Below are 15,710 nucleotides of genomic sequence, written 5' to 3' on the forward strand. Positions count from 1 at the left end.
GTTAAAACTTTGTTCAGTTTTCAAAGGTCTACCAGCTGATTAAGCGCTTACGCTCATCAGCGACTTAATTATTTTATCAAGCCGACAAGTTAATGTCAAGAACTTTTTAAAATAATTTTTCTAACAATTTAATGAAATAATCATCAAATTGTTAGGTCGTTGCTCTCAACGAGTCAACTTAATAATCATAACAAGTTATCAACTCAATGTCAACAACTTTTTAAAATTATTTTTTCAATGATTCAGCAGCAAAACTGCCAAACCATTGATACGACTGACTCGTCGTGACAACAGGTAATATATTACCGTTTATGGTAAACCAATGCAAGTACTTTTTCATATTTTTTTGAAAATAATCAATTTTCTTTGATCTTTTCAATATCTAGGACCTTATCGATCCAGTCGCTACTATAGAAATCCTCTTCGTGAGTTACTAGAATCATTGAGCCATCATAGTTTTTCAGCCCTCTACGCAAAGCGGCTTTACTTTCATCATCCAAATGATTAGTTGGCTCATCCATGAATAGGAAGTTAGTATTATCAAACATTAAATCAGCAATCTTGACCTTAGTCTGCTCCCCACCAGAAAGTGAACGCAACGATGACATGATTTGTTGATTAGTCAAACCAGTTCTAGCTAAGACCTGACGAACTTCTTTACCATCCCTATCAGGGTGTTCGCCACTGATATATTGATAAGGTGATTCGAGGTTATTCTTCCATACTAAATCTTGCTTGAAATAGCCAATCTTAACCGTCTCTGAGAAATCAAAGTTACCCTCAATAGGCTTCAATATCCCTAATAGGGTTTTGATCAAGGTAGACTTACCGATACCATTGAATCCTTTGATAACCATTTTCTCGCCACTAACAATCGAGAAGTTCAAAGCTTTATCAAAAAGAGCTTCTCCATCATATCCAACTTTTAGGTTATTTACTTCCAATAGCATCCTGGAACTAGGTACTTCGACATATGGAAAACCAAAGCTAGCGGCTGTCTTATTCCCAGGAGGAGTCAAAACGTCCATATGTGCGAGTTGTTTCTCTCTACTTTTAGCACTCTTAGAACGAGAACCAGCCTTAAATTTCCTAATATAGGCCTTAGTCTTTGAGATTTTCTCCTGTTGCTTAACGTAAGCCTTCATATATGTTTCTTTATTAGCAGCCTTTTGCTTGAGAGCTTGATTCAAAGTCCCAGTATATTTAGTAATCTTACCAAATTCAAAATCAGCCACGCAGTTGATGATGCGGTCCAAGAAAGTATAGTCGTGGGAAATTACGATAAAGGCACCACTAAAATCATTCAAATAATCAGCTAACCAGTCGATATGGTTAGTATCCAAATAATTAGTTGGCTCATCCAGTAAAATCATATCTGGTTCTTCTAACAAAATTTTAGCTAAGATAATCTTCGATCTTTGACCACCACTGAGTTTGGAAACGTCATGATCATATCCAATCGCATCTAATCCTAAACCTGTCGCTACTTGTTGAATTTTAGTATCCAACTCATAGAAATCATTGGCATCCAAGATTTCTTGGAGTTTTCCAGCTCTTTCAAGGTCTTCATCTGAAGGATTATTCATGTAAATATCGTTTAATTTGTCGCTTGTTTCATACAAGTCTGAAAAAGCTGTTTGTAGATACTCATAAATTGATAAACCTGGGGCTAATTTAGCTTGTTGGTCTAAATAACCAACAGTTAGATGCTTCTTCCAGGATATTTTTCCCTCATCTGGTTCGATTTGACCAGTCAATATTTTGATAAAAGTTGATTTACCAACACCGTTTTGACCAATTATTCCTAAATGATCTTCTTTATTAACTTGTAAATCCGCATCATCATACAATTTCTTATCCAAAAATTGTTGTGATAATCCGTGTACTTCTAAAACACTCATATTTATCTCCTTTTATTTCCCATAACATAACAAAAGGCTGAAACCTTTGTCTCAGCCCTTTTATTTAAACTCTATTAAAACATTTTATTTCTTGTATAGCCTGTTGTATTCGAGTTGTTTGTGGTTCCCGTATTGCCAAATGTACTTCCATAAGAACTTGTATTACCAGTATAAATCGTATAATTTTGCTGGCCATTAGTTGAATTAAATGAGAACCCATTCTTCTCATTCAAAGAATTTAGCTTCGTTTCTTTATTATTCAACTGTTCTTTTGAAAGATTCAATTGCTTACGCAATTTATTGGAAACACGTCTTAATTCCTTAGTTGGAATAACTTCATATGACGAACCACTAATCATAGAACTATATCCTTGCAAATGATCTGAATCGATATTCTTAGCTGCTCCACGGTAGTTGAAGAAAACTGATTGCATATCATTGAAACTTAGATTAGTTGTCATAGAACTAGAAATACTATCTAACACTTTTTGATAGTGCGTGAATGTATTGGCACTTGCCGCACTCTTGATGATTGCCGTTATGACCTGACGTTGTCGTAACTGACGTCCATAATCTCCTTGAGGGTCTTCGTAGCGCATTCTGGAATAATCCAAGGCTTGCTTGCCATTTAAATGCATCTTTCCCTTCTTAAAGTGAGATTCTTTTTCACCGGTATCTCCATAAGAGAAGCTAAATGGTACTTTAACATCTACACCGCCAACAGCATTAACAATTTGCTTCAAAGAATTAAAATCAACCTTAACATAATAATCGATTGGTATGTTCAAAAGCTTCTCCGTCGTTGCAACGGCGCCCTCTTCATTTCCGAGATTATAAGCTGAATTTATTTTTTGAATTTTCTTTGTTTTCTTATTATCATTTTTCCAAATTTGTGCCATTGAATCTCTTGGTACTGATACCATTGTCGTCTTGTTTGTCTTTGGATTGACTGTAACTACGATCATCGTATCTGAATTTCCGTGATAATCTTTTTCCATATCACGAATCCCATTATCGGTCGTATCGACTCCTAATAATAAGATAGAAATTGGTTTTTTATTGTTGATTCGTGTTGAAACCTTTTTACCATCCAAAGCCTTATAAGTTTTACCCAACGAGTTTTGTGCTTGAGCATATAATCTAAATCCATATGCACCCGTTACAAATATCACGACTAGAAGCACTAGCCCTAATATCTTAAGAAATGGGCGTTTAATCTTCCCATTATTGCCAGATGCTAAGGCGTTATTACGCGTTCTGCGCCTGCGTTCTCTGGACATATTATTCTTATTGTTATTATCCATAGTAAACTCCGATTAATTTGCTACCTAATATAAAACAAGCTCTCTTTTTGTTCCATTCTGTATTATATCTAGATAGAGTGCAATTATACAGCTTAATTCCATTGATTAAAAATAATTCTTTTTAACAGCCGCATTCCTAAATTATAATTTTTTGATGCAATCTGTCAATTTCATAAAAAATTATTTACTTTAATATAACATTATATATAGTAAAAAAACTATATCATTATTTAGAAGTTTTGTTTGTATATTTCATGTATAATCTCCTTCGTAGGAGGATTTAACTATGTCAGATGCTAGTAATGCAAAGACATTTAGATGGTGGAATATTGCTCTTTTAGGGTTTACCACCGTTTGGGGTCTTAACAACGTTATTAACAACTTCGCTAATCAAGGTTTAGCTGTTATAACATCATGGATTTTAATTATGGTTCTTTATTTTGTTCCATACACTTTAATGGTGGGACAACTTGGATCAGCCTTTCAAGAAGAAGGCGGGGGTGTCAGTTCTTGGATTAAGATGCTCTCAAACAATAAGTTTGCTTATTTTGCCGCTTGGACATATTGGGTAGTTCATGTTCCTTACCTTGCCCAAAAACCACAAATCATTATGGTTAGTTTAAGTTGGTTATTCAAGGGAAACGGTTCATTTATCCAAACTGCTTCACCTTTAGTCGTACAAGGAGCAAGTTTGATTATTTTCTTACTCTTCGTTTGGTTAGCTAGTAAAGGGGCAACCACTTTAAATAATTTAGGTAGTATTGCCGGAATCGCAATGTTTACCATGTCGATGCTCTTTATTATTTTAGGTGTCAGTGCACCATTCATCACTCATGTTCAAATTGCCACACCAGACATGACTGATATTCACACATACATACCGAAATTCGATTTCCAATATTTTACAACTATCTCAATGTTAGTCTTCGCCGTTGGTGGGTCAGAAAAAATCTCGCCATATGTTAACAAGACTAAGAATGCTTCGAAGGAATTCCCACTAGGTATGATTATTTTAGCTGTTATGGTGGCTATTTCAGCTATTCTAGGTTCATTTGCTATTGGTATGATCGTCAATTCAAATCATATCCCAGCTGATTTGATGGCTAATGGTGCTTACCAAGCCTTCCAATTCCTTGGAAATAGCTTCCACGTAGGAAACTTGTTCGTCTGGGCATATGCCATCACGAATACCGTTGCTTCAGCGGCAGCCTTAGCAATTTCTATCGATGCACCACTAAGAATGCTTTTAGGCGATGCTGATAAGAAGTACATCCCTAAGTCGCTTTCGAAGAAAAACAAACGTGGTATTGCCATCAACGGTTATAAGATGACTGCCATTCTTGTTTCCATTCTTATTATTGTGCCTGCACTTGGTATCAATGGGATGAACGATTTATATAATTGGCTCTTGAATCTAAATTCAATCGTCATGCCAATGCGTTATCTCTGGGTCTTCATTGCTTATATGCTTTTGACTAAACAACTAGATAAATATAAATCAGACTATATGTTCGTTAAGAATAAGTACGTTGGCTTTGGATTTGGCCTTTGGACTTTCTTCTTAACAGCATTTGCTTGTGTTTTAGGAATGGTTCCTAAGATGGATATGGCAAAAGATCCATCATCATGGTGGTTCCAATTAGCTTTAAACATCATTACGCCAATTGTCTTGATTGCTCTTGGTTTAATCTTGCCAGCCATTGCTAAACGTACTAATGACCTTGATCCTGAATAATATTTCTTAATAAAAGAGAGCGGAATATAACATGGTCAGCTTTCGAATATTAAGGCAAATAGCTCCTGGTAATCGTACTTTGATTACCAGGAGCTATTTATTTTAAGCATAAAAAGCTATGTTATGTTCTGCGTCTATGCTGCAAGCTTAGAAGAAAAATAGTTATGTTCCAAACCTATTTTTTGTTTATCTTTAATTGCTACTTGAATCATTACTTGAATTCGAAGAACCCGAGCTTGTTGAATCTGAGGAAGATGAATCAGAATCTGAACTGGAACTGCTATTGACTGTAATCTTCACATCTGGCACTGTTCCACCATAACTACGAATCTCATTCATAATATCGACCAATTTTTGCTTTTGGTCTTCTTTATCAGAGTCGTTATTCTTATAAGCGCTCTTGACCTTTTGAAGTTGCGAATTATATTGCGGCATTAGTTTATCAACCATGTCTTGACGCTTTTCTTCTCTTCGAGTCTCGATTTCCTCTTTTTCAGATTCGTACTTGGCCACTTTCTTGTTATCCTTAGCAGTCTGGAACATCGCTTGACTCAAATTGAGATCCTTTTGCAATTCCAGAATTTGCTTATTGAAGTTGACCTTAGCACTTTGACGTTTAACGTTAGCGTTCAGGTACCGAATTTTTTGCAATTCACTCAATTTTTTATTGTATTGAGATTCTTTAGTAATTGGTGAATCAGTGTACTTATCAATTGCTCTTTGGACTTTCTTTTCCCGCTTGAATTCTTCTTTTTTCGTCAAATGATAAATAATCCGATAATCCAAGTTATAAAGTCGATTAGTATTCTTATTTTCTTGATCAGTATTGTACTTAGAAAAGTCAGTATCGATTACATCTTGAATGCTTGGCTTTTCATTACTAGTATTTACCGACAAATTATTGCCGCTGACAGTCACGGTACTTGGTTTTTTGAAGTTCTTATTCTTTTCTTTCATATAATCGACCATGTACTCTCCTTCAGCTTTAAAGGCTTGCATCGTTAGAGCATCTTCACTGCTAGTCAACGTTGATGGCGTATCGTTTCCGGTCCAGTTAGCAATCGTAAAGTCCGGAGTCATCCCTACAAAATAGGAATCCTTAGTATTATCAGTCGTACCAGTTTTACCAGCCGTATATTTGTAATTATCCAAAGCAGCTGCTTTACCCAAGCCGTCAGTGATAACTGACTGCATCGTATTAAGCATCATATAACTGGCATTCTTGGTATAAACGTCTTTTTTCATATGCGTGTTTTGATAAATGTAACGACCATTATCATTATCATAAATGCTGCTCAAATTGCTGGGATGAATGAATTGACCATTGCGAGCAAATGAGCTGTAGGCTGAAGCCATTTCCGTAGTTGTGACGCCATAAGTAAATGACCCGATTGCCAATCGTGGATCGGCCTTTTGATTAGGATCTAACCTTGCAAACTCCATTTTTACCATGTCATCGTAATAACTATGTTTCGTATCGGAAGCGGCCAATTTGTAAGCAATCGTATTGATTGAATTTTCCAAAGCGTGTCTTAAAGAATTACTGCCAGTATATCCGCTATACCAGTTATGAATGACTGGATTACCAACTGCTGAATCGGTGACAGTACTCTGTGGAAAATAGCCTCTTTCAAAAGCTGGTGCATAAGCTACGATTGGCTTAGCCGCTGATCCAGGTTGACGATAACCGCTTATCGCCCGATTAACTTGATCGCCATCTGTCGTCCGACCACCAACGACCGCTATAACGTCGCCAGTCTTATTATCGATAACAGTACTGGAAACTTGTGGCGTCAATTTGCCATTGGCATCGCGTCCTGTATACGATTGATAAGTTTTATCGACTAAAGCTTCAATCTTCTTTTGAAGATTCATATCGATGGTTGTACGAATCGTGTAGCCACCGTCCATCAACTCACCATGAGCCCGTTCGTATTCTTGTTGGTATCTCGTGTTGTAGGCTTTTCGCTGCGCATTATTTTTAAATGAATATTGCATTGTAAATCCTGAAGATTTCATCAATTCTTCAGTCGCATTGAAGACGGCATAACTAAGGGCATAATTATTTGAAACATTGTTATCATATTTACGTTCATTGACTTTTAATCCCAAAGGCTTTTTACGAGCAGCTTGATAAGTCTTTTTAGAGATTAAGCCACGTTGGTTAAAGATATAAAGAATCATGTTGCGGCGTTTCAATGCTCGCTTAGGATAACTGACCGGATCATAATAAACTGGATTATTAGGGATGCCCACTAGCACTGCTAATTTATCAATTGATAAATCCTTTTGTTTTTGGGAAAAGTAATAATCAGAAGCAGCACTGAATCCATAAGAACCGTGTCCCATGTAAACATCATTGATATAGAATTCCAGGATTTGTTTCTTAGTAAATTTCTTTTCCAATTGTTGGGCGATGACCATTTCTTTGAGTTTACGCGTGAGATTTTGCGATTGATCTTTTAAAACAACGTTTTTGACCAGTTGTTGCGTCAAAGTTGAGCCACCTTCAGTTCGATGATGCAACAAAGTTGACACGACTGAACGCGCGATACCGTATAGATCGACCCCATGGTGAATATAAAAGCGTTGATCTTCAACAGCAACTAAACCCTTCTTGATTTTGGGGTTAATTTTATTTATTGAAGTATAATTGGAACTCGACTGTGAGAGTTTCTTAAGTTCTTTACCGTTACGATCATATATAACGGTCGAATTTTTGGGATGAAAGTCAGATTTTTTTAATCCCTGACTATATGAATAGCCATCAGCAATCGTATTACGAATATCATAACCATATTTCCACCAAAAGGCCCCTACGCTCAAGACAATCAAAAGTACAATAGTCAGTAAGACAAAAGGCCATTTTTTTCTTTTTCTAATTAACCTATGTTCCATTTTTTTCTTACGCATAATTAGCTCCTAATTAACATAGAATGTTATTCCAGAAGAGATTTGTGACATCAAATTAGACAAGTCTGACGAACTAATTTGCATACCATTATTGTAGCTAGTGCCACCTGCATAAATAAATCCAATCGTCGAACTATCGCCAAAATAAATCGAACTCGTCAAAGCTGAATTATTCTTGAACCAAAAAACCGGCGTTGCTGAATTGAAATCTTCAGTCGTATTGTCAGGATCAGTCACATTTAATTCCTTAAGGTCATCTTCAGAAGCATTAGAGACGTATTCGCCAAAATTGCTATTAGAACTGTCAGTAATAATTGCATCAGAACTATTAGCATCTACGATTTTCTTGATTGTGTATTTTCCGGAACTGACTTGCGAACTCAAGACAGTACTATAACCATCTTCAGCGACATACTTGCCACTAACTCGAGTCATCAAAGCCAAAGTATTTTTACTTGAATTGTAATAGAGAACATTCTTTGCGGTAATGCCAGCCTGACTCAAGTTATCAGAAGCACCACTAGTTGAATTCATGCTGGAAACAATATCCACATTTGCTGGCGTATAGTCCTGAGTCAACGGCGACTTCTTCAAAGCCTCTAATTCAGCCTTGACTGCCGCAACTCTTGAACTTTCATTTTGATGATTGGCAAAATATTGATCCATTTGTCCAACGGCTGACTTCCAATTGTTCTTAGCCGTTTTGTTCTTGATTAACTTATAATACGTATTGACCATTGAAATCTTCTTAAAACTCAGGCTATCTTTGTCAGAATTAAATTTATTCCAAGTTTTATTCAAATATTTATCAGCATCTTGGGTCTGTTCAAACCAAATTTGAATCGTATCCAACTTATTTCGTTGTTTTTGATAGACATCCTGATTTTTTTCTTTGAGCAAAGTCTTATCCAAGCTGTTGATTTTATCGCTTGTCACACTATCTTTGTAGTAACTCTTGCCATTGTAAAGTCCATTGACATCTTTGGTACGATTTTTTCGTGCTTGAATGTAATCTTCCAACTCCTGATACTTCTTGATATTGCTAGGTGTCACTACATAACCATCGCTTACGTCGATTAATTTCCCAATGAAATCTAGCGATTTATAATTCAAGTTAGTCTTTAAAACTTCTAATTCCTTATCTTGATACTGACTAGATATTTTAGATGTAACCACGGCATTGACTACGCCACGTGAAAGCATCACAAAAAAATGACTGCCGTTAGTACACCGACAACACCAGCACCTATTAGTAAATAATGTTCTGATTTAGTCCGAGTCTTTAAATCTTTCTTATCTTTCATGATTTTCCCCAAATATCTAGTTCATCTTGTTATTATATATAGTAAATTATCCTACAAATAAAGGGTGGAAATTTTGAAAAAATTAAACAAAAAATATATTAAATGGATCATTATTCTTCTCTTAGTTGTAATAATCGTTTCCGCATATGCCCTTAATCTTGGAAAAATCAAAGACAAAACCGTTGATCATATTGCCCAATTAACGATTCCCTTTTCATTGATTGTAAATCCTAAAAATATCGATGAAGATATTGCACCTAAGTCTATCACTTTAAAAAATAGCGACATGGACAAAGATAAGCAAAAAGCGCTTGATTTAATCAATACTCTTAACGATGACTATAATAATACAAAAGACTTGTCATTTTTATCTAATGATCAAGAAAAAGCCCTTTCTAAAAAGGTTCACAAAAAATCTCATCGCTATATTGCTAATTTGACCTTACTTAACTTTGGAAAGGATACTCACGGAAAGTACATCACTATCAGCTGCAATCGTTACGATGACACCAAAAATATCGTTGGCTACCGTTATCGTTTGTACTATCAAGATGATTCCATTACTTCTGCTAAATATCTCAATCAAAAAACCAATAAATACCCTGCCAAATACGTGCTCGATGACATTGCCATGGGAAAAGATGGAACTTCACAAGCAAATGCCTTCATGCAACGTCTCAAAACAGCTATTATCAATTCTAATTTAACAGCGACAAATGCTAATGACCCTGGTAATTTCAACCAGATATCACTCAATTTAGGTCTCAATCCTGACAAAAGCGACGTTGGACTTTTCACTTTAGCTAAGAATTCCAACTCTCGTGTTAGCAATTCAAGTATCGTGGGGTATCAGTTGTCTGATGTGCCTCGTTATACTCGGGTTTATATCAAACAATTGAGTAAGAATGATAGTTACTTTTATACGCTGACTTTTAGTCGTAATAGTGGACGGTTTATTAATTTTCAACGTGGGATTATTTCTACTGATGATTTGAATAAGTGATTAAATACTTTTAGACATAATAAAAAGCAATTTTCTTCTTTAGATTCAAAGGAGAAAATTGCTTTTTTTGTTGTTTGTGTTGAATTTAGTTTTTAGTTTTTTGGTTCGTTTTGGTGCATTTAATTTTTATTGTTTTAGTGCGCTATATATGCTGCATAGCGGAAACGAGCTACACAGGACAGACACTTCCGGTTAGACCTATTTCACGAATCACTCGCAAGGTACGCGAGCAATTTGTGAAATTGCTCTAATCCTCGGTGTCTAAGCGGTCCTGCTTCGCTCTCTAGTTTTTCCAAACGTCATTAACTTCAATAGTCTGTTCTCTATCTGGTCCAACTGATACTGTGGCATATTCCACTCCCAATTGGTCTTTGATAAAGTCCAAATAATCTCTAGCTTCTTTTGGTAGATCTTCTAACTTCTTAGCTTGTGTTATATCTTCTGTCCAGCCTGGCAATGTCTTATATACTGGCTTGCATTTTGCTAGTACGTTTAAGTTAGCTGGATATTCGTCGATAATTTTGCCGTTTAGGTCATAACCGGTACAGATTTTAATTTCTTTTAATCCGGTCAATACGTCTAAACAGTTCAATGATAAATGCGTTACTCCTGATACGTTGCTGGAGTGTTTTAGGACAACTAGATCAATCCAACCAACTCTACGAGGACGGTGCGTTACGGTTCCGTATTCGTGGCCAGCTTCTCTTAAGAAGTCTCCTGTGTCGTTTAATTGTTCTGTTGGGAATGGACCAGCGCCAACTCTTGATGTATAAGCTTTTACAACGCCAATCACGTTGTCGATCAATGGTGCACCGATTCCTGCTCCGGTTGTGACGCCTCCGGCTGGGTTTGAAGAAGTTACGTAAGGATATGTTCCATGGTCGATATCGAGCATGATTCCTTGTGCTCCTTCAAATAATACGTTTTTGCCATTCTTTAATTCTTTATTTAAATAGGCTGATGTATCAATGACACGATCTTTAAGGTCTTGGCCAATTTGATAATATTTTTCAAAAATATCGTCAAATTCCATTGGTTCAACACCATAAATCTTTGTAAATAGTTCATTTTTTTCTTGAAGATTTTCTTTCAATAACTCTTTGAATAACTCTTTGTCCAAAATATCAGCTACTCGAATACCAACACGGGATGCTTTGTCAGTATAGGCAGGTCCGATTCCGCGGTTAGTTGTCCCAACTTTGGCATCGCCTTTAGCCTTTTCTTGGAGTTTATCTAATTCAATATGATATGGAAGGATCAACTGTGCACGATTAGAAATTTTTAGGTTAGTTGTATCTACGCCTTGGTCATGCAGACGCTTCAATTCTTCTTGAAGTGATTCAAGGTTTAAAACAACGCCATTTCCAATAACACTAGTTTTATCTGAATACAAAATGCCTGATGGGACTGATCTTAACTTGTAAACGTGATTATCGATGTTCAAAGTGTGTCCTGCATTATCTCCGCCTTGGTAACGTGCAATAATGTTAGCTTCACCACTGAAATAATCGGTAATCTTACCTTTACCTTCATCGCCCCATTGGGTACCTACTACAACAACTGTTGTCATTTCTTCTACACCTACACTATTTAATTTTCTGGAATATTCGCTATCGATGAAAACTTATTATAAGATTTCACGAACAATAACTTAGCCGTCCCTCTTGGACCAGAACGGTTCTTACTGATAATTACTTCAACTTCCCCAACATCTTGATCCTCAGGTTCGCCTTGGTCATTATCATTGTCATCGCCATCTTCATCACGATAATAATCATCACGATAAAGAAAAGCTACGATATCCGCATCTTGTTCAATTGAACCAGATTCACGGATATCTGACAACATTGGTCTTTTATCCTGACGAGCTTCAACGCCACGGGAAAGCTGTGATAAAGCGATTATTGGTACATGTAGTTCTTTTGCTAATTTTTTCATATTACGAGAAATTACTGAAACTTCTTGTTGTCTATTTTCTTGGCCGGTACCTTCGATCAATTGCAAATAATCGACGATAACGAGATCCAATTTGCCGCTTTCTTTTAAAAGACGACGACATTTTGAACGAATCTCAGCCATCTTGATACCAGGAGTGTCATCAATGTAAACATTAGTCCGAGCTAAGCTACCCATAGCTACGACCAAACTATTCCATTGATTCTCGTCCAATTTACCAGTTCTAAGCGCATTTGCATCGATACTGCCTTCCGAACATAGCATCCGGTTAACTAATTGCTCAGCACCCATTTCTAGAGAAAAAATAGCAACAGTGGCATTGGACTTAGTGGCGGCATTTTGAGCTAAATTAAGTGCAAAGGCTGTTTTTCCGACACCCGGTCTAGCAGCGAGAATAATTAACTCATCCTTGTGCAATCCTGTCGTCATGTCATCAAGGTCTTTGTAGCCTGTTGAAAGTCCAGTAACATCACTATCTTCGTCATATAATTTATCGATTTCTTCAAAAGAAGACTTAACGACATCAGAAATTCTTCGAAATCCTTTGTGGTTCCGATTTTCTGAAACGTCCATGATATCCTTCTCAGACTGATCGATAATACTATCGACATCTTCATCTTCTTCAAAACTGCGGCTTACAATATCAGTTGCAGCATTGATCAGACGTCTTAAAGTCGATTTGTTCTTAACGATTTTGGCATAATAAGTCGTATTAGCAGCTGTCGGCACAGCATTGGCCAATTCTGCTAAATAACTTACCCCACCAATATCTTCAATTTGATTTGCACGATCTAATTCATTTTGAACCGTCACGACATCGACTGGTTCTTCTTCATCGTTTAAATTCATCATTGCTTGGAACACTAGTTGATTGGCGTGTTGATAGAAGTCGTCGGCATCAACGTATTCCATAGCTTCAATTAAAGCATCCTGACTGAGAAAAACCGCTCCTAATACGGCCTGCTCGGCATCCTTATCATTGGGCGGTATTCTTGAAGTTATATCATTATTCATTTATATCCTACTTCTTTTCAGCGACATGAACTCTGATGGTTGCTTCAACACCTTCGAATAATTTAACTGGTACATTAATATATCCAAGGGACTTAATACCATCAGAAAGTACCATCTTGTGTTTATCAACTTTGATATCGTATTGCTTATTGAGTTCTTCAGCAATTTTCTTAGTTGTGACTGAACCAAACAAACGACCATCAGCACCAGATTTGGCTGAGATTTCAACAACTGTCTTATCGTTTTCGATTTGTTTCTTGATTTCCTTAGCTTCTTGTCTTTCAGCTTCGTAATCTTTTTCTTCACGATTTTGTTCAGCCTTCAACTTAGCTACATTAGCTTTAGTAGCTTCAATTGCTTGCTTATTTTTAATCAAAAAGTTTTGAGCGTAACCAGTTGCCACGTTCTTAACTTCGCCTTTTTTACCTTTACCTCTAACATCTTCTAGGAAAATAACTTTCATGCTATATGATCCTCCTCTTAGTTCTTCTTATCCGAATCAGTCAATACCTCAACTAATTGATTCTTGACCTCTTCTACCGTTGAATCAGGAATTTGAGTTGCAGCGTCAGACAAGTGTCCGCCACCGCCAAGTTTTTCCATAATTACTTGGACATTAACGCTTCCTAAACTACGTGCAGAAATACCAACACGACCGTCAGGACGTTTACTAATGACAAATGATGCTTCAACATTATTTAATGATAACAATGTATCCGCTGCTTGAGCAACAATAACTGGATCGTAAGTCTTATCCTCTTCGCCAAAGCAAATCGCCATATTGTCATTGACCATTGTGATTGTTTCAATCAAATGGCTCTTTTGAATAAAGGAATCAACGTTTTCCTTCAAGACATTTTGAATAATAGTCTCATCAGCACCAACTGAACGCAAATAACTAGCTGCATCGAACGTTCTCGTTCCTGTTCTAAGTGAAAATGACTTAGTATCAACAGTAATACCTGCCAACAAGGCTGTAGCTTCAATTTTTTCAATCGCTTTCTTATTCTTAGGTTGATATTCAAGCATTTCAGTAATCAATTCACTAGTTGAAGAAGCGTAAGGCTCGATATAAATCAACATAGGATTTTCAGGGAACTCTTCCCCACGTCTATGGTGATCGATAACAACGACCTTATTGTTGTCTCCTTCAAATAAGTCAGGATTGATTGAAATACTTTGCTTCGAATGGTCGACCATTACGATTAAAGTTTTCGGCGTCTTGATTGAAACCGATTCATCTGGTGAAATGATATCCTTCTTGATTTCAGGATCTTCGTCAATCATGCCTAGCAATCGACTGACATCAGAATGCAAAGTATTTGGATTAATGACAATCTTGCATGGAGTATTGTTCATCATTGAAATTCGTCTAATACCAAGCGATGATCCCAAAACATCCATATCGGGATGCGAGTGTCCCATAACGATTACTTGGTCGCTTTCCTTGAGCAATTCTTGGAGAGCTTCACTGATCATTCTGGCACGGACACGAGTTCTCTTTTCCATTGGGTCGGTATTTCCGCCATAGAAACGAGCTTTTTCGCCAATCTCTTTGACTACGACTTGGTCGCCACCACGTCCTAAGGCCAAATTGAGATTTTTTTGTGCTTCAGTATTCAATTTATTTAAATCATCGACCCCATATGAGAAGCCCATACTTAAGGTCAATGGAACATTTTGCTGTGAAGTGAATTCACGAATGACATCCAAAATCTTGAAGCCATTTTGCTCCATGTTAAAAATCTTTCCAGTATATGCCATGATGAAGAAATGATCATCATCGATCCGCTTCAAAAACATTTGTTGGTCGGAAGCCCAGTTAGATAATTCATTGGTAATGTAATTATCCAAATTAGAGACATCCCGATCACTCATTGATTGCGTGATTTCAGCATAATTATCCAAATAAACTTGTCCAACAACAGAACGGTTGCCTTCATATTTATTTTCAATATTTGAATAATACGTAATATCTAATAAATAGATAACCTTCAATTCCGTTTGGACTTGAACTAAGTAATACTTATTATCTATTTGAATAGTTTTGTTACCAGCATGTTCTTGGTCGTCAATCAAGCTTGATAACTCGCTTGAAATATCGCCGACACTCATACTGTTAGATGGATTAAAGCCCGTCTTCTCAACAAAGTAAGGGTTTACCCACTGAATTCGTTTATCAGCATCATACAAAAGTATTCCTAAAGGATACTCTACGAAACTGTTGTCTGTTCCTCGATCGATTCGATATTGTAAATTGTTCGTATATTTACCTGCTTTTTCTCCTAAAAGCAAGAACAAATATATAAATAGTACTAATGAGATAATTATTAAAACAGCTTGGATGTAACCGGCTGCAGAGCCTCTGACCAATCCAACTATTAAAATAGCCACTAGCATTACAATCAAAGAGACCGCCGTGAGTTGAGTCGAATGGTCAACTCGCGAAAGGAAGAATTTCAGATTAGATTTTATCTTTTTCATATTAGTCCCCTCTTAGATATACCCCTTAATTTTATCACAGCCGACTTCTTCTTTTCGAATTATATTTATGGTAAATAAATCGTCAAAAGTCGTCTT

Annotated in this window: 10 protein-coding genes; 2 read left to right on the top strand and 8 right to left on the bottom strand. The window is 36.6% G+C overall.

Going from position 1 to position 15,710, the window contains the following annotated elements:
• Positions 1 to 356 precede the first annotated feature (356 nt).
• Together FHL06_RS09525 and FHL06_RS09530 are read right to left on the bottom strand one after the other, a co-directional pair.
• The gene (locus tag FHL06_RS09525) at positions 357 to 1,901 is read right to left on the bottom strand and encodes an ABC-F family ATP-binding cassette domain-containing protein (RefSeq protein WP_153386068.1); all 1,545 of its coding nucleotides are present in this window, start codon (positions 1,899 to 1,901) and stop codon (positions 357 to 359) included.
• Positions 1,902 to 1,975: 74 nt separating this feature from the next.
• Positions 1,976 to 3,205, bottom strand: coding sequence for an LCP family glycopolymer transferase (locus FHL06_RS09530; RefSeq protein WP_153386070.1), 1,230 nt, complete (start codon positions 3,203 to 3,205; stop codon positions 1,976 to 1,978).
• Positions 3,206 to 3,491: 286 nt separating this feature from the next.
• Between FHL06_RS09530 and FHL06_RS09535 the strand changes: the two genes are divergently transcribed.
• Positions 3,492 to 4,940 (top strand): amino acid permease, encoded by a 1,449-nt coding sequence (locus FHL06_RS09535; RefSeq protein ID WP_153386072.1) that lies wholly within the window; start codon positions 3,492 to 3,494, stop codon positions 4,938 to 4,940.
• Between the two features lie 192 nt (positions 4,941 to 5,132).
• Here FHL06_RS09535 and FHL06_RS09540 read toward each other — a convergent pair whose 3' ends face one another.
• Both FHL06_RS09540 and FHL06_RS09545 read right to left on the bottom strand, forming a co-directional pair.
• Positions 5,133 to 7,853, bottom strand: coding sequence for a transglycosylase domain-containing protein (locus tag FHL06_RS09540; protein ID WP_153386074.1), 2,721 nt, complete (start codon positions 7,851 to 7,853; stop codon positions 5,133 to 5,135).
• 9 nt (positions 7,854 to 7,862) lie between these two features.
• Entirely contained in the window at positions 7,863 to 9,059 is a 1,197-nt protein-coding gene (locus FHL06_RS09545) for a hypothetical protein (protein ID WP_238334002.1), read from the bottom strand.
• A 171-nt stretch (positions 9,060 to 9,230) separates the two neighbouring features.
• On the opposite strand from FHL06_RS09545, the gene FHL06_RS09550 reads away from it, so the two are divergent.
• Positions 9,231 to 10,160: a hypothetical protein gene (locus tag FHL06_RS09550; RefSeq protein ID WP_153386076.1), complete on the top strand. Its 930-nt coding sequence runs from the start codon at positions 9,231 to 9,233 to the stop codon at positions 10,158 to 10,160.
• Between the two features lie 283 nt (positions 10,161 to 10,443).
• Here the strand turns inward: FHL06_RS09550 and FHL06_RS09555 are convergent, their stop codons facing one another.
• Genes FHL06_RS09555 through FHL06_RS09570 form a run of 4 tightly spaced genes read right to left on the bottom strand, consistent with a single transcriptional unit; the run spans position 10,444 to position 15,614 of the window.
• Entirely contained in the window at positions 10,444 to 11,730 is a 1,287-nt protein-coding gene (locus tag FHL06_RS09555; RefSeq protein WP_153386078.1) for an adenylosuccinate synthase, read from the bottom strand.
• Positions 11,731 to 11,750: 20 nt separating this feature from the next.
• On the bottom strand, positions 11,751 to 13,130 hold the full coding sequence (gene dnaB, locus FHL06_RS09560) for a replicative DNA helicase (protein ID WP_153386080.1): 1,380 nt from the start codon (positions 13,128 to 13,130) through the stop codon (positions 11,751 to 11,753).
• A gap of 7 nt (positions 13,131 to 13,137) precedes the next feature.
• Positions 13,138 to 13,593, bottom strand: a complete 456-nt coding sequence (rplI, locus tag FHL06_RS09565) for a 50S ribosomal protein L9 (RefSeq protein WP_153386081.1) — start codon at positions 13,591 to 13,593, stop codon at positions 13,138 to 13,140.
• Between the two features lie 17 nt (positions 13,594 to 13,610).
• Positions 13,611 to 15,614 carry a DHH family phosphoesterase gene (locus FHL06_RS09570; protein WP_153386083.1) on the bottom strand — a complete coding sequence of 668 codons (2,004 nt, stop codon included), beginning with the start codon at positions 15,612 to 15,614 and terminating at the stop codon, positions 13,611 to 13,613.
• Positions 15,615 to 15,710 lie beyond the last annotated feature (96 nt).

This window comes from Companilactobacillus halodurans (assembly GCF_009600985.1).
Taxonomy (GTDB): Bacteria; Bacillota; Bacilli; order Lactobacillales; family Lactobacillaceae; genus Companilactobacillus; species Companilactobacillus halodurans.

Bases quoted from the DNA above. Each gene is read 5' to 3' on its own strand.
- rplI (WP_153386081.1), bottom strand. From the start codon at position 13,593: ATGAAAGTTATTTTCCTAGAAGATGTTAGAGGTAAAGGTAAAAAAGGC.
- FHL06_RS09530 (WP_153386070.1), bottom strand. From the start codon at position 3,205: ATGGATAATAACAATAAGAATAATATGTCCAGAGAACGCAGGCGCAGA.
- FHL06_RS09570 (WP_153386083.1), bottom strand. From the start codon at position 15,614: ATGAAAAAGATAAAATCTAATCTGAAATTCTTCCTTTCGCGAGTTGAC.
- FHL06_RS09535 (WP_153386072.1), top strand. From the start codon at position 3,492: ATGTCAGATGCTAGTAATGCAAAGACATTTAGATGGTGGAATATTGCT.
- FHL06_RS09540 (WP_153386074.1), bottom strand. From the start codon at position 7,853: ATGCGTAAGAAAAAAATGGAACATAGGTTAATTAGAAAAAGAAAAAAA.
- FHL06_RS09525 (WP_153386068.1), bottom strand. From the start codon at position 1,901: ATGAGTGTTTTAGAAGTACACGGATTATCACAACAATTTTTGGATAAG.
- FHL06_RS09555 (WP_153386078.1), bottom strand. From the start codon at position 11,730: ATGACAACAGTTGTTGTAGTAGGTACCCAATGGGGCGATGAAGGTAAA.
- dnaB (WP_153386080.1), bottom strand. From the start codon at position 13,130: ATGAATAATGATATAACTTCAAGAATACCGCCCAATGATAAGGATGCC.